General features: G+C 64.5%; 22 protein-coding genes. 8 read left to right on the plus strand and 14 right to left on the minus strand.

Features of this window, described 5'->3' with window-relative positions:
• Window positions 1-63: 63 nt before the first annotated feature.
• Both ACOZ4O_RS00550 and ACOZ4O_RS00555 read left to right on the plus strand, forming a co-directional pair.
• Window positions 64-1,290: a PQQ-binding-like beta-propeller repeat protein gene (locus tag ACOZ4O_RS00550; protein WP_424523422.1), complete on the plus strand. Its 1,227-nt coding sequence runs from the start codon at window positions 64-66 to the stop codon at window positions 1,288-1,290.
• Window positions 1,287-2,057 carry a hypothetical protein gene (locus ACOZ4O_RS00555; protein WP_424523423.1) on the plus strand — a complete coding sequence of 257 codons (771 nt, stop codon included), beginning with the start codon at window positions 1,287-1,289 and terminating at the stop codon, window positions 2,055-2,057. Before ACOZ4O_RS00550 ends, ACOZ4O_RS00555 begins: the two co-directional genes overlap by 4 nt.
• A 17-nt stretch (window positions 2,058-2,074) precedes the next feature.
• Here ACOZ4O_RS00555 and ACOZ4O_RS00560 read toward each other — a convergent pair whose 3' ends face one another.
• Complete coding sequence (locus ACOZ4O_RS00560) at window positions 2,075-3,724, minus strand: ATP-binding protein (RefSeq protein WP_424523424.1); 1,650 nt, start codon at window positions 3,722-3,724, stop codon at window positions 2,075-2,077.
• 267 nt (window positions 3,725-3,991) lie between these two features.
• On the opposite strand from ACOZ4O_RS00560, the gene ACOZ4O_RS00565 reads away from it, so the two are divergent.
• Window positions 3,992-4,345, plus strand: coding sequence for a DUF7344 domain-containing protein (locus ACOZ4O_RS00565; RefSeq protein ID WP_424523425.1), 354 nt, complete (start codon window positions 3,992-3,994; stop codon window positions 4,343-4,345).
• A 98-nt stretch (window positions 4,346-4,443) separates the two neighbouring features.
• Here the strand turns inward: ACOZ4O_RS00565 and ACOZ4O_RS00570 are convergent, their stop codons facing one another.
• Together ACOZ4O_RS00570 and ACOZ4O_RS00575 are read right to left on the minus strand one after the other, a co-directional pair.
• Window positions 4,444-4,746 (minus strand): HalOD1 output domain-containing protein, encoded by a 303-nt coding sequence (locus ACOZ4O_RS00570; protein ID WP_424523426.1) that lies wholly within the window; start codon window positions 4,744-4,746, stop codon window positions 4,444-4,446.
• A gap of 96 nt (window positions 4,747-4,842) precedes the next feature.
• Window positions 4,843-5,637 (minus strand): TrmB family transcriptional regulator, encoded by a 795-nt coding sequence (locus ACOZ4O_RS00575; protein WP_424523427.1) that lies wholly within the window; start codon window positions 5,635-5,637, stop codon window positions 4,843-4,845.
• Window positions 5,638-5,927: 290 nt separating this feature from the next.
• Between ACOZ4O_RS00575 and ACOZ4O_RS00580 the strand changes: the two genes are divergently transcribed.
• On the plus strand, window positions 5,928-6,755 hold the full coding sequence (locus tag ACOZ4O_RS00580) for a TrmB family transcriptional regulator (RefSeq protein ID WP_424523428.1): 828 nt from the start codon (window positions 5,928-5,930) through the stop codon (window positions 6,753-6,755).
• Window positions 6,756-6,811: 56 nt separating this feature from the next.
• Here ACOZ4O_RS00580 and ACOZ4O_RS00585 read toward each other — a convergent pair whose 3' ends face one another.
• Genes ACOZ4O_RS00585 through ACOZ4O_RS00595 form a run of 3 tightly spaced genes read right to left on the minus strand, consistent with a single transcriptional unit; the run spans window position 6,812 to window position 9,690 of the window.
• Window positions 6,812-7,864, minus strand: coding sequence for an ABC transporter ATP-binding protein (locus tag ACOZ4O_RS00585; protein WP_424523445.1), 1,053 nt, complete (start codon window positions 7,862-7,864; stop codon window positions 6,812-6,814).
• The gene (locus ACOZ4O_RS00590; RefSeq protein WP_424523429.1) at window positions 7,861-8,676 is read right to left on the minus strand and encodes an ABC transporter permease; all 816 of its coding nucleotides are present in this window, start codon (window positions 8,674-8,676) and stop codon (window positions 7,861-7,863) included. Before ACOZ4O_RS00590 ends, ACOZ4O_RS00585 begins: the two co-directional genes overlap by 4 nt.
• On the minus strand, window positions 8,677-9,690 hold the full coding sequence (locus ACOZ4O_RS00595) for an extracellular solute-binding protein (RefSeq protein ID WP_424523430.1): 1,014 nt from the start codon (window positions 9,688-9,690) through the stop codon (window positions 8,677-8,679).
• Between the two features lie 62 nt (window positions 9,691-9,752).
• Here ACOZ4O_RS00595 and ACOZ4O_RS00600 point away from each other — a divergent pair, with 62 nt between their 5' ends.
• The 3 genes from ACOZ4O_RS00600 to ACOZ4O_RS00610 all read left to right on the plus strand — a co-directional run bounded on the left by ACOZ4O_RS00600 (window position 9,753) and on the right by ACOZ4O_RS00610 (window position 11,117).
• Window positions 9,753-10,178 (plus strand): Tfx family DNA-binding protein, encoded by a 426-nt coding sequence (locus ACOZ4O_RS00600; RefSeq protein ID WP_424523431.1) that lies wholly within the window; start codon window positions 9,753-9,755, stop codon window positions 10,176-10,178.
• Window positions 10,179-10,304: 126 nt separating this feature from the next.
• Window positions 10,305-10,607, plus strand: coding sequence for a hypothetical protein (locus tag ACOZ4O_RS00605; RefSeq protein ID WP_424523432.1), 303 nt, complete (start codon window positions 10,305-10,307; stop codon window positions 10,605-10,607).
• Window positions 10,608-11,117 carry a hypothetical protein gene (locus ACOZ4O_RS00610; protein ID WP_424523433.1) on the plus strand — a complete coding sequence of 170 codons (510 nt, stop codon included), beginning with the start codon at window positions 10,608-10,610 and terminating at the stop codon, window positions 11,115-11,117. It begins immediately after the preceding gene.
• 56 nt (window positions 11,118-11,173) lie between these two features.
• Here ACOZ4O_RS00610 and arsB read toward each other — a convergent pair whose 3' ends face one another.
• From arsB to ACOZ4O_RS00640, 6 genes are all read right to left on the minus strand, one after another.
• Window positions 11,174-12,340 (minus strand): ACR3 family arsenite efflux transporter, encoded by a 1,167-nt coding sequence (gene arsB, locus ACOZ4O_RS00615; protein WP_424523434.1) that lies wholly within the window; start codon window positions 12,338-12,340, stop codon window positions 11,174-11,176.
• Window positions 12,333-13,184, minus strand: coding sequence for an arsenite methyltransferase (locus tag ACOZ4O_RS00620; protein WP_424523435.1), 852 nt, complete (start codon window positions 13,182-13,184; stop codon window positions 12,333-12,335). The genes arsB and ACOZ4O_RS00620 overlap by 8 nt, the downstream gene beginning before the upstream one ends.
• Window positions 13,177-13,620, minus strand: coding sequence for a low molecular weight phosphatase family protein (locus ACOZ4O_RS00625; protein WP_424523436.1), 444 nt, complete (start codon window positions 13,618-13,620; stop codon window positions 13,177-13,179). Before ACOZ4O_RS00625 ends, ACOZ4O_RS00620 begins: the two co-directional genes overlap by 8 nt.
• On the minus strand, window positions 13,617-14,015 hold the full coding sequence (locus tag ACOZ4O_RS00630) for an ArsR/SmtB family transcription factor (RefSeq protein ID WP_424523437.1): 399 nt from the start codon (window positions 14,013-14,015) through the stop codon (window positions 13,617-13,619). Before ACOZ4O_RS00630 ends, ACOZ4O_RS00625 begins: the two co-directional genes overlap by 4 nt.
• A 313-nt stretch (window positions 14,016-14,328) precedes the next feature.
• Window positions 14,329-14,613, minus strand: coding sequence for a type II toxin-antitoxin system RelE family toxin (locus tag ACOZ4O_RS00635; protein WP_424523438.1), 285 nt, complete (start codon window positions 14,611-14,613; stop codon window positions 14,329-14,331).
• Complete coding sequence (locus tag ACOZ4O_RS00640; protein WP_424523439.1) at window positions 14,603-14,899, minus strand: CopG family transcriptional regulator; 297 nt, start codon at window positions 14,897-14,899, stop codon at window positions 14,603-14,605. Before ACOZ4O_RS00640 ends, ACOZ4O_RS00635 begins: the two co-directional genes overlap by 11 nt.
• 543 nt (window positions 14,900-15,442) lie before the next feature.
• Here ACOZ4O_RS00640 and ACOZ4O_RS00645 point away from each other — a divergent pair.
• A complete protein-coding gene (locus ACOZ4O_RS00645) occupies window positions 15,443-16,684 on the plus strand; it encodes a tyrosine-type recombinase/integrase (RefSeq protein ID WP_424523440.1) in 1,242 nt (413 codons plus the stop codon).
• Window positions 16,685-16,970: 286 nt separating this feature from the next.
• On the opposite strand, the gene ACOZ4O_RS00650 is transcribed toward ACOZ4O_RS00645, so the two are convergent.
• Window positions 16,971-17,276 carry an AtuA-related protein gene (locus tag ACOZ4O_RS00650; RefSeq protein WP_424523441.1) on the minus strand — a complete coding sequence of 102 codons (306 nt, stop codon included), beginning with the start codon at window positions 17,274-17,276 and terminating at the stop codon, window positions 16,971-16,973.
• Window positions 17,273-18,048, minus strand: a 776-nt coding sequence (locus tag ACOZ4O_RS00655; RefSeq protein WP_424523442.1) for an acyclic terpene utilization AtuA family protein, incomplete at its 5' end; no start/stop codon positions are given. The genes ACOZ4O_RS00650 and ACOZ4O_RS00655, both read right to left, overlap by 4 nt.

Here is an 18,048-nt window from a genome sequence, read left to right on the forward strand (position 1 = left end):
CTTATTTCGACCGCGAGGATATAGTCAAAAGGATTACGTATTCGGGGTGGTGAGACGTACTTGATGCCCTCCAGACGACGCGTGTTGCAGATGGCGGGCGGCGGTCTCGTCGCCGCAGCCGGCGCGACCGCCGTCTCGACGACTGCGACGAACACGTCGACCGACGAGACCGCGGCGTGGCCGATGGCACGCCACGACCCCGCCGGGACCGCACATAGCCCCGACGCGAGCGGCCCGAAAGACGACGCGGCTGTCGCGTGGACGGCGCGGGCGCCGGGTTGGTTCGTCGGTACGAGCGAACCGATGCTCGTCGACGGTACCGTCTACGCGGCCGGGAACGGCATCGTCGCGGTGGACGCCGCGACGGGCGAGCAACGGTTCGCCGTCGAGGGAACCGCGCAGGCGACCCCCGCGTGCACGGCCGCGGACCACTACACGACACCGACGCTCGCCACCACCGGAACCGACGGTCTCCGCGGCCTGGACGCGGCAGGTGGCGTCGAACTCCCGATTGTCGGCTGGCGCATCGGCACCGAACGCTGGCGCGGCCCGCGGTCCCCCGACACTACCGGCATGTACTCGTTCGGCCCAGGGTCCTTCAGGGGGCCGTCCCCGGTGAGCGTGGACGGACAGGTCGTCGCCGCCGTCCCCGAACAGGGCACGGTCGTCGCGCTCGACGGCGACACCGGATACGTGGTGTGGACGGTCGAACCGGACGCGGGCGACCTCACCGACACAGTTGTCAACGACCTCGTCGTCCGCGACGGCACGGTGTACGTCGCGAATTACCCCTATCTCGTGAATGCCTACGACCTGGCGACCGGCGAACGGCGCTGGCATCGCCAGCTAAACCGCCGCGTTCACGTCACGGCCGCAACCGATATGGGGGTCCTCGCGCTCACTCGAGAGACCGTCCGCCTCCTCTCATCTGCGGACGGCGCAACCGTCTGGAAGTACGACCACGGAGGGAACGTCACGGACAGCGAACCGGCGGTCGCGAACGGACTCGCGTTCGTTCCGGATAGTATGGAGACGCTGCACGCGCTCCATCTCGATATGGGCAAGCGCGCGTGGACCGCCGAGTTCGACGGGAGGGGGTCTCCCGTCGTCGCTGACGGCGTCGTGTACGCCACCCGGGAGGACTACGAGTTGGTCGCGTTCGACGCCGAGACCGGTCGGCGTCGGTTCTCGTTCACGCCCGAACAGGTTCCGCTGTCGACGCCAATCGTGTCCGGCGGCCGGCTGTACGCCGCGAACCGAAACCGCGTCCTCGCGCTCACCGAGCCATGACCGGAGGCGACCGCGAGCGACAACCGAAGACCTTCGGCGGAATCGTGCTGCAGCGGGTTCGCGACGACCCGTGGCTCGTCGTTCCGTTCATCGTCGCGGGCGTCATCGTCGCCGCCGTCGATTGGCTGCGCCGCGTTGACCCGCTCCCCACGGGCGACCCGTCCTGGATGTACGACACAGTCAGCGTCCAGTACAACATCTTCCCGGACGGCGTCTCCCGAACCACCCGCACGGTCGGCGCGTTCGTCCACCTCGAACTCCCCGTCCTCGCCTGGGGTGTCGCGCTCGAAGCGCTCGCCGTGCTCGCGGTCGCCGTCGCCGGCTGGTACACCATCACGCGGTGTCTGACGACTGACCGCGACTCGCTCGCCAGATATACCGGCTGGGTGGTCGTCCTCAGTGCGCTTCCGCGATTCCTCGCTCTGGAGGGATCGGTGGGCTTGCTGCCACTCGGACTCGTCACATTCGTCGTGGCCGCAATCGTCGTCTCCTACCTGTTCTTGCTCCCCGGATTCCTCGCCGCCGGCTACCGGTTCGACCGCGCCGTCCGCCGGAGCGGCGACGCCTCCGTCGGCATCAGACTCCCGTTCGTCGTCACCGCCGTCATCCTCGGTCTCGGCGCGTGGACGCTCGCGCGCGTCCCGCTCGCTGGCGGGTTCCTGAGCACGGCCGTCGTCGGTACCACGCAGGCGGTTCTCATCGGCGGACTCGTCGACCGATACGAAACGGGGGCGCGAAGCGAACGTGAACGGGAACAGACCACCTGAGGCGATCACCGCCGAAACTACGCCACCGATAGTTCGACGACGAACACCGTGCCGCGGGGGTCGTTGTCCTCGATGCGGACGCGGCCGTCGAACTGTTCGACGAGCGTTTCGACGAGGTAGAGCCCGAGGCCGGACCCGGGGCTCGCCGGGCCTTTCTCGCCGCGTTGGAACAGGCGTTCTTTCTGCGCGTCCGGAATCCCCGGGCCGTCGTCCGCGACGCGGACTTCGACGGTGTCGTCGTGTGCGGTGCAGGAGACGGTAATCGCGGGCGTGTCGCGGTCGGAGTGTCGGGCGGCGTTTTCGAGGAGGTTCCGGAACACGGAGGAGAGCAGGCCGGTCGCGCGCACGTCCACGTCCGGAATCGCGCCGTCGACGGTGAAGCGGGCGTCCGGGTGGGCTTCGCGGACGGCGGCGAGTTCCGCTCGGAGCGTCTCCCCGAGCGGGACGGGCTGGAGGTCGAGCGTTGTCGTTCCGGAGAGCGCGTCGAGGAAGTCGCCGACGGTGTCCGTGACGGCGACGACGTGGTCGGCCGTCCGCAGCACGCGGTCAAGCGCGTCCTCACCCTCGTCGTCGACGTGGTCGCGGAGCGTCTCTCCCCAGCCCGTGATGACGGTCATGTCGTTCCGGATATCGTGACGGACGACGCGTGTGAGAGCTTCGAGTTGCTCAGTCTTCGACTCCAACTGCCGGCGGTACGTCTCGCGGTCAGTCACGTCGGTGAGCGTGACGAGTTGGCCCATCCGGGCGTCGCCCGCGGTGAACGGCGCCGTGGACACCTGATAGTACCGCGTGGTGTCGTCCCCGGTCGTGGCGACGACACCGGGGTTCGAGAGTTCGTTGGCGAGTTCGTCGTCCACCGTCGCCAGCGGCGCGCCGACCGACCCCTCTAGGTCGGGGAGGAGCGCGAGTGCGGCCGTGTTGTAGTCCCGAATGTCGCCGTCCGCGTCGACGAACACGGCGGGTTCGGTCGCGTTGCTCGTGAGGCGTATCGCCTCGAACCGCCTGACGTACACGAACAGGACGCCGACCGCGAACAGCGCGACGCCCGGTGGCTCGTACATCAGGGGGAGGAGCCACTCGATTTCGTCGCCGAGCGTCGTCGCGAGCGCCGGAATGCCTGTCAGGCAGAGCAGGACGACGAGCGGCCTGCTGTCCGTGCCGGTGCGGTAGAACCGTTCGAGCAGCATGAAGAACCCGACCGCGGTGAGCACGTACGACAGTCCGAGGATGAGCCAGTACGCGGGCTGGTGGTTGATGGCGAGGTGGGGGAACGGCGTCGTCGTCCACTCCGTCGTGAAGTAGAGGCCGTGCAGGGGGTTCGTCACTTTCAGTCCGACGATGGTGGCGAACGCCGCCAGCGCGGTCTTCCGGTAGGGAGCGCGGCGCGGTGGGCGTCCCGTGTACGCCGCGCAGAAGTAGAGGAACGCGCCGACTGCGACGAACGCGAAACTGAACCCGGTGATGTAGAACGCGACCCGCAGCGTGTCCGTGGGCGCGAGCAGGTAGCCGACGTAGCCCGCCGCCCACAGACCGACCGACACCAGCAAGCCGACCAATCCGCGGCGGGTGTCCTCGTGCTGGATGGCGCGTGCACGCGGCAGACTTACCACGCAGAGAACCGCGGACACCGCGAACACGACGACGTGTGCGAGGAGAAGAATGTCCATACGAGGACTTCTACTGGCCGGCTCATAATCTTCCGGGATTTCTGAGTGGCGTTGAACTCACTCGTCAATCACCGTGCTGTCGCCGCGAACCGGCATTCGATACGTCTGCGAGTGGCTGACGTGAGCGCGCCCGAATCGTGGATTCTCGGGCGAGTGGCGGGTTGTTTGAGGATCAGGGTTAACGACACGGGTTTCCGGCTAGTGCGCTTAGTCTCTAGTCCATGTTCATGCGTACAAGTGTCCCTACAGGACATGGTGGGACAATCCATGAGCGATTTACAACAGCAGCTATCGACCGATGCGGCATTGCGACTGCTGGTGAAACAGCAGCGCCGACGGATTCTCCGCCGGGTCGCTGAGACCACGGACGGAACGACCGTCGACCAACTCGAAGCGCACTTGGCGGATGCGGATTCGCGGAGCGTAAACGGACGCGGACCGACCGACCAACGGTTTGTCGAACTCCACCACATTCAGTTACCGGTGTTAGAGGATTCGGACGTCATCGTGTACGACGTACCCGAGCGATGCGTTCGTCGCGGAACGAACTTCCAAGCAGCCCACTCCTTGCTTGAGACTGTCGACAAACACCGAGAGGATCCGTCGGTGAACCTCGTCTGAGACACGCATCCGCGACAGCTACTCGGTCGTCGCGCCGAGAGCGGTTAGCGAGAAGCAGCTGTGCGTTCGTCGCCCCGAATCGTACGGACAGTCCACGGTCAGTTGTCGACGCAGACTTCGATGTCGCCGTTCCCGTCCACGGTGACGGTCGCGCCGGCGTACGGGAAGGAGACCGTCGCCGTCGAGCCCTCACGCGTGAGCAGGGAATCGAGCGCGTCCGGGTCGATGCGGTGGTCTAGGGGTGGCAGGTCCGACGGCGCGAGGTTAGTGGCTGCCGCAACGGCTTCGACGAGCGCAACGCTGGGCTGGCCGTCCTCGGTCCAGTCGTGTCGAACGATAGCGGACGCCGCAGCCTGTTCGTCCGAATCGGAGCCGCCTGCGCTGTTCTCGTCGTCACTCATCGGTTCGTAGCACCCGTGTGACGTTCCGGCGCTGTACAGGCCGCGCCGTCGTGCGCGTGGTCGGTACGACCCGCCTGCGGTCGGCGGGCGAGGGGGCTACGTCCGTGCATATTCGAGTTGCCACGTGAACAGTGCTTTCAGGACGATAACGAGGCTGTTCGTCTGACCTGTTCCCCAGATAGCGGTCTCGTCGCGCGGTTCCGGCGGATGGTCGCCGTTGCCGTCGACGAGCACGCTCACGAGCGTCTTCTCTTGGTCGACCATCAGGAGGCGGCCGGCGGGCGTGTCCGCCCAGTCCCACAACGAATCGAACGGCTGTGCCTCGGGGACTTCGTTCCGGAGCGTCGCCTCCGCGGTCTGCGACATGTCCGCCAGTCGAATCGTTACGCCGCGGTCGCTCGCGTTCGAGAGACACGCCGTGAGGTCGTCGGTGAGCAAGTCATCGGCGGTCATGAAGACGATTTCGTCCTCGGCTCCAGAGAGGAACTCCACCACGCGTTCCGTCACGGTGTCACGACCAGTCACCGTCCAGACGCCGCGTTGCTCGGCGGTGCGGTCCGCGACCGCGAGGCGGTCCAGCGCGTCGGTCAGCGTGTCCACACGGTGGTCGTACTCCTGCTGGAAGTGGCGGCCGGTCGTCTCCGTCGAAATCGCCCAGTACTGTTTCGGGTTCGACTGTTTGACGTCAACGAGCCCGTGGTCACGGAGTTCGTCGGCCGCGTCGTACACCCGCGTCCGGGGGACGTCCGCGACATCGCTCACGTCCTGCGCCGTTCCCTCACCGAGACTGACGAGCGCGACGAACGTCCGAGCGGCGTAGGTACTAAGTCCGAGCGCTTTGAGCTGCTCGACGGCCGTGGACCGTGCTTGGTCTGGAGAGTTACCGGACATTAACGCATCACCGGGTTCGCGAAAACCACCGGGTGTGGTGGTTGACGGCGTGTCGTGACAGACCAGGTTGGGACCAGTTCTGCAATCACACGCCACGATACTATCCGTGCTACCCGCACATAGAAGTATTGTGATTAAGTGAGTTAATCTAGGAAGCGTCCCAAGTCTCCGCGCGCAGACGCCACGATGCCGGCAAAATCGTGTGAGCGAAATAGTGACAGGCGGTTCTCGGTGCGACGAACTATACAGCCAGGGAACGAAAGGCCCCATAGCGGACAAGGTTGGGACCCATGGACGACGACTCAAATCAACAAGAAGCGATAGAACTGCTCCAACAACTTGGGCTCAAAGAGTACGAGGCCAAGTGTTTCGTGGCGCTCTCGCGCCGCCAGCGAGGAACTGCGAAAGACATCAGCGAAACATCCGACGTTCCCCGGACGCGCGTCTACGACGCGATTCGGGTACTCGAAACGAAGGGACTGGTCGAGACACAGCACTCGAACCCACAACAGTTCCGCGCCGTCACCATCGACGAAGCCATCAACACGCTCCGCTCGGAATACGTCGAACGAACCGAATCACTCCGCAGCGCGCTCGGCGGCCTCGAACCGGCCGACAGCGCGCAGACGACGGACGCCACGCACGAAGTATGGGCGCTCTCCGGCGACCAAGGCATCACGAGTCGAACCCAGCAGTTAATCGAGGGCGCGACGGACGAACTGATACTCGTCATCGGACACGAGAGCATCTTCACCGACCAGCTAGCCGACCAACTCCGAGCGGCGCAAGAACGCGGCGTGAACGTGGTCGTCGGCGCGGTCACCGACGACCTCCGCACCACAATCCGAGAGTCCCTCCCGGACATCGAAGTGTTCGTCTCCGGCCTAGAGTGGATAGAGCGGTCGCCGCTCCCGTCCGACCAGACGGAGATCAGCCGCTTACTACTGGCCGACCGCGAAGCGATTCTGGTGAGTTCGTTCACCGAAGCGACGGGCGCGCGCCGTGAACACGAACAGGGCGTGTTCGGCCGCGGGTTCGACAACGGACTCGTCGCAATCGTCCGACGACTGATGGCGACCGGCTTACAGCTAGAAGACGACCCGGAGAACGACGACTAACCCAAGTCAGAAACCAAGGACACCGACGCGGGGACGAGCGGCGTTCGCGGACCTGACTACGCGTCCGGAATCAGGTGTATCGACGCCGCAGGGACGAGTACCTGAACGTCCGTGCCGTTTTCGAGCGCGAGTCGTTCGAACGTCGGCGGGCGGACACTCGCGGTGAGCGTGTGCGCGCTGGCGTTGATATCGATATCGACCCGGTATTCGCTTCCCTCGTTCAACCATCGTGTCACCGTTCCAGTGACAGTGTTCGCCGCTGTGTCGCCGTCAGTGACGTAGGGCGCGTCGACCGCGACCCGTGACGGATGGATGCAGACCGTCACATCGTCCGACGGGACGGACGCCGCGGTCGTGCGGAGGCGGATGTCGCCGAGGCGGACGGTCGCGCCGTCCGCGCTCCGGTCGGTGACGGTCCCCTCGAAGAGATTCTCGGTTCCAGTGAATCGAGCGACGAACCGGTTCGTCGGCCGCGTGAGCACCGCCGACGGCGTTCCCTCCTGTTCGATGCCGCCGTCCCGAACGATGGCGAGTCGGTCGCCGAGCGCCGTCGCCGTCCGCTGGTCGTGCGTCACGTAGAGAACCGGGATGGTGAGCGACGCGAACAGGCTGTGCAGTTCGTCCCGGAGGCGCGTCCGAATCGGCGCGTCGAGACTCGACAACGGTTCGTCGAGCAGAAGCACGTCCGGGTCGGTTGCCAACGTACGCGCGAGCGCGACCCGCTGGCGCTCCCCGCCGGAGAGCGTCGGCGGCGTTCGGTCGAGGATGTCGGTGACTTCGAGAACCGCCGCGAGGTCGTCCACGCGGTCGCTGTCCGTCGCCGCGTACGCGATGTTTGCGCGCGCGGTCATGTGCGGGAAGAGCGCGCCCTCCTGGAACACCATCCCGACGCGGCGCTCCTCCAGCGGAACGCCGGTCAGGTCGCGTCCGTCGAGGCGAATCGCCCCCGAATCGGGGCTGGTGATGCCGGCGACGAGCGAGAGGAGCGTCGTCTTCCCGCTCCCGGACGGTCCGAGGACGGCGAGCACTTCGTCGTCCACCGTCAGGTCGACGGGACCGAACTCGAACTGTCCGTAGGCTTTGCGCAGTCGCGAGAGGTCGAGTGTCATTCCCATGGGTTCGAGGCGACAGTGTTGAGCAGTAACAGCGCCGCGGCGGCGACGAGGACCAGCAGTATCGCCACCGGATAAGCGTTGTCCAAGCCGAGCGACTGAAACGAGACCCAGATCTGGACGGGCATCGTTCGCGGGTAGTACGCGACCATCATCGTCGCGCCGAACTCGCCGATGGCGCGGGCGAACGCGAGCGTCACGCCGGCCAGAATTCCCGGACCGGCAAGGGGGAGCGTGACGCGGCGAGCGGTCGCGAGTCGGCTCTTTCCGAGCGAGCGAGACGCGTGTTCGAGCGTCCGGTCGACGCCCTCGAACGCTGCTTTGGCCGTCACGACCACGAACGGCGACGCGACGAACGTCTGGGCAAGCACCACGCCGGCGAGCGACCGCGTGAGCGGGATGCCGGCGGCGATTGCGGCGTCACCGAGCGGCGACCCGGGGCCGAAGACGGTGAGCAGGACGATTCCGCCGACCGTTGGCGGGAGCACCAGCGGGAGGACCACGACCGCGAGGACGACCTTCGTCACGGGGCCGTCGGTGCGCGCGAGCCAGTACGCGAGCGGCAGACCGAACAGGGTGGCGACGACCGTGCTAATCGACGCGGACAGAAGCGACGTGGTCGCAGAGTCCACGACCGTCGGGTCGCTCAGCTGCGAGAGAACTGTGCCGGGCGGGACAGAGAGGAACAGCGACAGCAGTGGTACCACGTAGTACAGGAGCAACACGCCGCCGAGGACGAGCGCGACGCTGAGCCAGTCGAACCCGAACGCGGTCGTGGCCGAACGGTTCGACTCCGAGTCTGCCGTCATTCAGATCAGAACCGTGATGTCCGAGACAGTTGTGGAAAGCGGTTCGGCGGAGCCAGCGTTCCGGGAGTGGTTCGCGTCAGAGCGATCGGTAGCCTCTCGGACGCGCTGGGGAACGTCGCCCGTGTAGGCAGGGAACTCGTCGCGCAAAAGGAAGCCGTGGTCTTCGAGATACTGCCCAGTCGTGTGGTGGTCGAACACGGAGACGGCGGCGTCGCTCATGTGGCGGATGGTCGAACCGTAACTGATGACGCCACCCTGCACCTCGTGGCCGTTCGGCAGCGTGTACGAGGTCGTCGCGTACCAGTCATCGGCGTACCGTGGGTTGCTCAGATTAATCTGGTCCGGGAGCTCGATGTACTCGTAGTCGCGTTCGACGGCCATGTTTCGGTAGGCGAGTGCGGCGTCGATGGCTCCAGTCTCGAACTGACTGATCAAGGCCGTTTCGGGATACACCTGCTCCCGCGTGAGGATTCGGTCCCGGAGATTCGCGGCGTCGTCGTAGTACCGGGACGCGAGTTCGAGCACGAAGAGCGACCGGTACCCCAGCGGGTCCTGGTCGGGGTCGGTGCGGCCGAGCGCTACGTCTTCCTCGACCATCGGTTCGTACCACCGCTCGCGTCCGGCCTCGGCCACCCGCTTTCCGCCGGCGGTGTCCGGATTGTACGCGATGACGACGGCGTTGCTGGTGAACTCCGAGTACCACGATGGCGAGAGCGGACGGTCGAACAGTGCCACGTCGGCGACCGAGACGATGTCGGGGTCGCGTTGGCCCTCCGCGACGAGTCGCGCGACGGTCGCGGAGCCGTGCGATTCGATTCTGAGGGGGACGTCGACAGCGGGCTTGAGACCGTTCGTGAGCGCGTTCTGGAGGCTGCCCGCGGCGAGAATCGCGACCGTCGTGGACTCGCGGTCGTCGCGCCCGAGAGTGCTCGTACAGCCCGCGAAGCCAGCGACAGCCGCCGTTCCGCTGGCCAGGAGAAACTGCCGTCGCGTCCTCGGAGAGTCAGCGGTCACTATGCGAGATAGAGAAGCGTTTGAGAGAAAAGCTTAACTCAAACATATCTGTTTACCCCGGTATGGTTTCCGCCGAATCGACGACGCTGACCGCCCGCCAAGTGGAGGTGCTCGAACTCCGAGAGCAAGGTCGGACCCAGCGAGAGGTCGCGGAACAACTGGGAACGACGGACTCGAATATCAGTGCCATCGAACGAGCGGCGGAACAGAACATCGAGAAAGCGCGCCGGACGCTCGAACTCGTCCGGACGGTACGGTCGCCAATCCAATTCTCCGTCACGCCCGGAACGAGTTTCGAGGAACTGGTCGCCAGCGTCTACGAGCACGCCGACGACGCGGGCATCAAAATCGCGCACTGCCGGCCGGAACTCTACACGCACCTCTACGGCGTCCTCGAAAACGCCACGAACCAAAACGAACTAACGACCACCATCGACGTCGGCATCACCAACGACGGCGAGGTGCGAGTCTACACCGAAGACGCCTAATCGCGGCTTTGGCCCGCGGCCACGTTTAGGAGAATACACGAGAATCGGGCGGAATCGAGCGGCATCACGTTAGATCACGTTGTACACACGGAAACGACTAAATGAGTTGGCTCACATTGTACACATATGAGCAGCGATAAGCGGCGCGTGCAGTTTCGGGCCCCGAATCGGCTCATCGACCGGGCCGACGCGCTGGCCGCGGTCCTCGGAGAGGACCGGACGGATGTCCTCGTGACCGCGCTCCGAGAGTACCTCCAAGACGCCGCTCACGACGACGCTCTCACCCAGGAAATCGCCGCCGCCTACTACGACGACGAAATCGAGTTCGAACAGCTCAAGTCCCTCGTCGGTGCCGAGGAGGCAGCGAACCTCCGCGTTCTGAAACAGCAGTTGGACGAGGACTTCGTCGACGAGGCCGCGGACGCATAGATGTCGCAGCTTATCGCGGACGCCTCCGCCCTCGTGAGTCTCGGAATCGTCGCCGGTAACACGCCCGACCCGCTCGCGCGCTGTCTCTCGCGGTACAAGGTCGTCGTCCCGACAGCGGTCGTCGAGGAACTCCGTGAAATCGCCTCGTACGATGACAGCCACGGGCGCGCCGCATCCACCGTGCTCGACCGCGCGGAGTCATTCACGACACAGTCAGTCGAACTTGACGCCGAGTTCCCGCTCGACGACGGCGAGAACGCCGCCGTCACGCTCGCAAACGACCTCGACGCCGCGCTCTTCCTCTGCGACGAGTTCAACCAACTCGGGCTGATTCACGCCTCGCTTGCCGCGACCCACCTCGTCACGACACCAACGCTCCTCTCGGTTCTCGTGCGAACTGACCACCTCTCAGCAGCCGACGCACGCCGGCTCCTCGACGAAATCAGCGACGCCCGGAGCTGGGGCGCGAACAGCTACGTACAACGAGCGCGCTCAGTACTCGAAACCTGAAAAACACGTTCGACGACTATTCTCCAGATTCGAGTCCCCCGACGCCAGCAGCCTATTCAGTCGTCTTCGGCGGGTGGGGTGGAGGGAGAGGTGTCGAGCTGTCCCGTGATGGCACCACTCCAGTCGAATTTGCGCTGGAAGTACAGGGCGACGTTGACCAGCGCCAACAGGACGGGGACCTCGATGAGCGGGCCGACGACGGTCGTGAACGCGACGCCGGAGCCGACGCCGAACACCGCGACGGCGACCGCGATTGCGAGTTCGAAGTTGTTCGAGGCGGCGGTGAAGCCGATCGCCGTCGTCGTCGAGTAGTCCGCGCCGATGCCCTTGCCCATCCCGAAGCTCACGAAGAACATCACGACGAAGTAAATCGTCAGTGGAACGGCGATCAGGAGGACGTCACCGGGTGCGGCGACGATGGTCTCGCCCTGCGTAGCGAACATCACGACGACCGTGAACAGCAACGCGACGAGCGTGAGTGGGTCGATCTTCGGGATGACAGTCTCCTCGTACCACTCCCCGCTCTTGGTTCGCGTGCCGACGAACCGTGTGAGGAACCCGCCGACGAAGGGGATTCCGAGAAAGATGACGAGCGCCTGGAACACCTGCATCGGCGTGACGTTGAACGTCTCGATGCCGGCGACGAGCGTCTCCATCCCGAGCAGCGGCGGGAGCACGAGGCCGAAGAACCAGACGTACACGCCGTACGTGAGGATCTGGAAGAGACTGTTGAACGCGACCAGGCCGGTGACGTACTCGGTCGAGCCGTCCGCAAGTTCGTTCCAGACGAGCACCATCGCGATACACCGAGCCATCCCGATGAACACGAGACCGAGGAAGAACTCGGGCCGAGCAGGCAGGCCGGGCACGAGCCCGCTGAAGAAAATCACAGCGAGCGCGAACATAAGCGTCGGGCCGATGAGCCAGTTCTGGACGAGGCTCAGTCCGAGAACGCGCCAGTTGCTGAACACCGCGCGAAGCCGCGAGTAATCGGCCTTCGCCAGCGGCGGATACATCATCGCGATGAGACCGATTTCGACGAGGTGGAAATCCTGAATGGGTTGAGTGACCGACGGCGCGACGAACCCGAGTCCCACACCGACGGCCATCGCACCGAGGATCCAGACGGTGAGGTACTTATCGAGGAAGTCCATCGACCGCGGGTCACCACAGCCCTCACAGTCGCAGTCCGGGCCGTGGTCGTGCGTGTCGGCGCTACTCATCGCCGTCCTCCGGCTTTCGAGCGGTGATGGTCGCGGAGACGAGGAACTCGCTCACGTCGTAGTCGTCGTCCCAGTCGCGGATGAACTCGTCACTGTCGTCTTTCGGCGCGAGACGCACCGCTTCGAAGCCCGCAGCATCAAGCATCGATTCGAGTCGGTCGATGGTCGACGCGCCAGCGACACAGGACGCTACGGAGTCCGGGTCAGCGCGAACCGCGTCCGGCACCGCCGCAGTCAGCACGACGTCCGAAATCGCGAGGCGGCCACCGGGACGGAGAACGCGGAACGCCTCGTCGAACACCTGGGGCTTGTTCGGCGAAAGGTTCACGACGCAGTTCGAGATAATCACGTCGATACTGGCATCGGAAACCGGGAGGTGCTCGATCTCCCCGAGACGAAACTCGACGTTCTCGGCGTCGTTTCGGCCGGCGTTCGCACGTGCTTTCTCGACCATCTCGGGCGTCATGTCGACGCCAATTACACGGCCAGTCCCACCGACCTCTTGAGCGGCAAGGAAGCAGTCGAAACCCGCGCCGGACCCGAGGTCGAGTACCGAATCACCGGGGTTCAGCGACGCAATCGCTCGTGGATTCCCACACCCCAACCCCAGGTTCGCGTTTCCGTCGACACTGTCCAGGTCGGTGTCGGAGTAGCCGAGTTGACGGGCCGTCTCCTCCTGCGGCGACGTTTCCGCGGAACTGCAACAGGAATCGGCGCTCGAACAGCAGTCACTCTCCGCTTCGTTCGTCTCCGTGGCGATGCGGGCGTATCGTTCTCGGACGACCGTCCGCTGGGTCTGTGCGTCGAGCCCGGACTCCGCCGACGGGTCGCTCGTGTCAGGCATCCCTGGCCACCTCTTCTTCGATTTCGTCGAAGAGCGCGCTCACGCGGTCCCGTATCTCGTCACGGATTTCGCGAACGCGGTCGAGGTCTTGGCCGTCGGGGTCGTCCAGCGCCCAGTCCCGAATATCGACGTCGGAGTCGTCGGCATCGAGTTCGAGCGTCGAGCAGCCCATCGTGGCGACGTAGTCACACGATTCGAGTTCGGCCGTCGAAATCTTCCGTGGCGTCCGCGCCGAAAGGTCAAACCCTTCCTCGCGCATCACGTCGACGACGACCTCGTGAACGTGTTCGGCAGGATGGGTGCCGCCAGTGAGAATATCGACGATGTCGTCGAGGCCGCGGTGCTCCCGTTCGCGTTCTGCGAACGCAGTCGACATCTGGGAGCGCCCCGCGTTCTGGACGCACATGAACGCGACACGAACCTGCGTGTCGGTCATCGGTCGTCCCCTCGGGTCTCGTCGAGGGCGGCCAGCAGCGCCTCGGCTCGATCGGTCGTCTCGTAGTACCGCCACGTCCCGTCCTTTCGTCGCGTGACGAGTCCGGCGTCGTAGAGGTCCGAGAGGGCGTGACTGATCGCGCTGTTACTGACGTCGAAGACCGGGTTGATCTCACAGACACACAGCTCTCGGTCCGCGGCCGTCAGCAACCGGACGATATTGTATCGCGTATCGTTCCCCAGCGTCTTGAGCGCAGTCAGGTCGGATTCGGGATTGGTAGGCGTCTCCGATTGATACGAGCGCAGCGAGGCGAGGCGTTCCTCGATATCGGCCGCACAGCACCCACCGCGTTCCTCGGTGATGAGACGTTCGAGTCGTTCCGTTTGTGAACTCATAGATGACTAGTTGAACAGACCCTCATATAATTGTATCGAGGTGGCGGTGCAAGTCCTGCTCGACTCTCCAGCAGTGCTGGAACGACGTCGGCGCCCACTGGAGTCCGTTTCTGTGCCCGTGAGCCGAACTTCCTCGTTTGGTCTTGTCGTAAGTACACAATCTCGGAGGATGGTGCTGGCGAGACGGCGGCGCGCGGCAGGGTTACCGAAGAGGGCATATCGGACGTCCATCGGGCGATCTGACTCGTGAGTCGGCTAAAGGGGATGGGGCCGCCGCTCGGCTGTCCCATGTGTCTTCCCGTTCAGTACCGATTCAGTCGTCTGCCGTGTAGGCCCCGCTCCGATGCTCGATTCGATGGACTTCCAGTACGAATGCGTCGTGATCGAGGACGCACGCGAGTCGGTACTGTCCAACTCGGAGTTTCTCGAACGGGCCACCGGTGAGGGGTTCGAGATAATCGTCTGGGTCGCGCCATGGGTCGTTTACTATTTCGTCAAGCTTGGAGACGATGCGGTCCTGAACGTGGTGTTCGAGGTTCTCAAACTGTTGGGCAGCACGAGGAGCGAACTTCCACGTCCACCCGTCCTCACTCGCCATCCGAGTTGTCGCCCATCATCGAGATGACTTCCTCGCGAGACACGAGTTCCTCCTCGCCGGTCCGGAGTCCGTGTTCACTGGCGGCGATCTGCTTCCAGCCCTCACGGGAAAACTCGGGATGCTTGACTGCGTCTCGGGCCGCGTAGCGGAGGAACTCGCTGCGCGAGTTGAAGCCCTGCTCTTCCCAGGTCGCGTCGATGTCGTCGAGGAACGCCTGTGTGAGCCGAAGGTTGATCTGGACGGTTTCCGCCCCATCGTTCCCGGTCGAGGGTTCGGCATCGGACATGATATACGAATGCTTTACGTACGCATATCGAATAAGCGTTCTCCCGCGGCAGATGTGGCTCTATTCTCTGTCGTGGCGTAGTACCCGTGTCCAGCGCGTGGTAACAATCACCAACGCTGGTCTCGAAGAGTCGCATGCCCGAGTGTCACCGAAAGACCCTCGAACGGGAGCAACGGATGGCTAACGCGTATCGCGTCGGCATCGAATTTCACACGCCCATCGGACAGGAATGCTCTGGAGGGTTCGAATTCGGCTCTTGATTGGAAAAATCACCTCGAGTCGGCGGGAATTCACCCCGAAACTGCCCGATCCTCCGAATCTGTGGTAAGTAGCGCCACCCGTGTTTGGTATATCGTTATATAGTTTATTCATATTCTGGCGGTATTGTGCCGTATTGCGTGTTGTTTGGTTGTCCAGGCCAGACAACAACGCACCACAAACACTAACTAACATGACGATAACGCTCTACCAACCGAAATTCATGCCCTTAGAATCACTAACCCACCGAGCACGGCGCCTAACCGCCGAAGAAACTGACTGACGATGCCGAACTACGCTCGCTTCGACGACCTCGACGATTTCGCGGAATTCTACGAGGAGGAAATCGTACCCGCACTCCGTGACGCCGACGTGAATCCGGAGCGCGAAACGCCGTCCTACGCGTGGCTGAAGGAGAACTACTCGGGGTTCGTCGAGCGCCTCCGCCGCGACCACGACCTCTCCCCGGGAGAGTTCTACGACTCTGTCGGCCTCCCACCGAACCCAGAGGAGAGTACGTCGTGGGGACTCGACCACGATCCGACGGTGCGCGGGCTGGAGGACTACCTCGAAGAGCTGGAGCGGGACCGGGGACGGGCGGCGACGACGGTCGGGCCGCGACGCTCGCGCCTCCGGACGTACGTCACCACCTATCGGGACGTGAACGAGACGAGCGACCTGCTGTCGCCGCTGCTGGACGAGACGGCGAAGCCCGACGAGATAGCGCGCGTGCGCGACACCTTCCGCGTCCTCGACGGCGAATTGGGGACGCTCGCGTCGAAGAAGAAGTACGTCTCAGCGGTGAAGAACTGGTACACGTTCCTCGAGGAGATGGGGCGTGCGCTCTACAACCCGGCCGCGAGCATCCTGAACCGGTTCGGCTGGGACGAGGACCCGCTCTACGACCATCCGGCGCTGTCCCGAGACGACGTCGAGTCGTTGCTCACGGTCGCGGACGCCGACGAACGCTTCCTCCTGCTGGCGCTCGCGGGCTGGGGATTACGGCCGGTAGAGGCGTGCGAGCTCCACGTCGACCAGCTCGTGCTTGACCCCGAAGAGGGTGACGTGCCGTACATCGAGTTCGCGGCGGGCGAGCGGAAGAACGCGCGGCGCACCCGGAATACGGTGGAGTTGCTGGTCGGCGTGGACGCGGTCCGAGAGCGGGTCGCCGCGTTCGCGGACGCTGAAGACTGGAACGGCTACCTGCTCCCGGGGCAGTCGGGTGGAATGTCGACGGAGACGGCACGTCGGTGGTTCCGGTCGCTCGGGGAGCGTGCGGACGTGTCGGTGGCGGGCGGTCCGCCGTTACCGAAGATGGGGCGACGGACGTGGTACCGTCTGTACCGCCGGCAGCGTCCGGATATCGAGGCTGGAACGGCGGCGGTCGCCGCATCTCAGGGAAGTCGTGACCCGTCAGTCTCGGAGCGGAACTACCTCGACGAGCGGTCGCGGCGGCAGGCCCGCGCCGACGCGATGCGAGACCTCGTTCGTGCGGAGTTCGCGGACATCTTCGAACGCTACCTCTGACCTGCCACGGCGAAACGGACGAGAACTGGGCGGAGCGAGATAGAACGGGCGCTCGTGGGGAGAGACGGCGGCGTCTGTTGGTACTGGAGGCCGCTCTGCTGTCAAAGTATTCTATAGCAGTGACTACCTCCGTGTAGGTCAACGAAATCCCAAACAATAAATGAGATGGTTATTAATGATTGATCGGCGGCGTCGAGCTATCATCCGTCATGGCAGTCAAAGCAGCGGAAGACTCCCCTCAGACGCCGTCCGACCCTTCCCCTCGGGTCGTTCACGCACAACTGAGTTACGCGATCGATATTGCGGAGACGAGCGAGGACAGCGACTTGCCGTGGCTGTCGACTCGCAGCGATGTCGTCACACCTCCTGCGAGCACTCCACGAATCACGAAGTTCAACGCGTGAGACGCCGGTACCTCGTATCGTTCGACCGTGTCTGCGCCGAGGTGTTCGAATCGCTCGAACATGCGGTCCTCCGTGAGGGTACGCACGAGCTGGTTGTAGGCCGCGTCCGACTCCGCGACCACGACGATATTCGACGTGTTTCCCTTATCGCCCGCGCGGACCAATGCGAGGTCTCGCACGGTCGTCATTGCGCCACCTCCGTCACGGACACCGACGGTGAGACCGTCTCGCGGTCAACAAGCGTCGATACGATACCGACGACTGAGTCTACGTTAGTTCGCGCGCCACCGCCACCCGCAGGCCCGTTCGTGTACAGCGTCTCGACTTCCTGCGCGACGGCCGCGACCGTCTCCCGGCCGGGGTCGCGCGCAGCGACGCGTAATCGCGTCTCATACGGGTCGATGTCGCTGACGTCGCCGTGTAGCGAGTTCACGCCAACGAGGTCGACACGGAGTTCCTCGGGATCGACGCCGCGCACGTCGAGGCGTTCACGCACCACGTCGCCTGCGAGTTCCGCCCGGCCGCGTGCGTTCGGTCCGGCGTACGATAGTTCCCCGACGCCACGGTAGCCGGCGTCGTAGCCGAGCGAGACCTTCAGCGTGTCCGGGCAGGGGGCGGCGACTGCACCTGCGACCGCGACCGCGTCCGTGCCAACGTCAGTGAGAGTGACGTTCGTGAAGTCAACGACGCCGTCGGGAACGAGGTACTCGCTCGGGTCGTGAATCTCGTAGAACAGCTGCTGGGTGCACGTCGCGACCGTCACCTCGCCACCGGTGTCGGGGAGTTTCGTGATGGTTACGTCGCCGTCGGCGGTGACTTCGCCGACCGGGAAGCCGAGGCGTGCGAGGTCGTCGACGTCCGCGCGGCCGGGGTCGGCGTAGTATCCGCCTGTCACCTGGCCCGCGCATTCGAGCAGGTGGCCCGCGGCGATACCCTGGCCGATGCGGTTCGACGCGTTCT

The organism is Salarchaeum japonicum (assembly GCF_049705945.1).
Classification (GTDB): domain Archaea; phylum Halobacteriota; class Halobacteria; order Halobacteriales; family Halobacteriaceae; genus Salarchaeum; species Salarchaeum japonicum_A.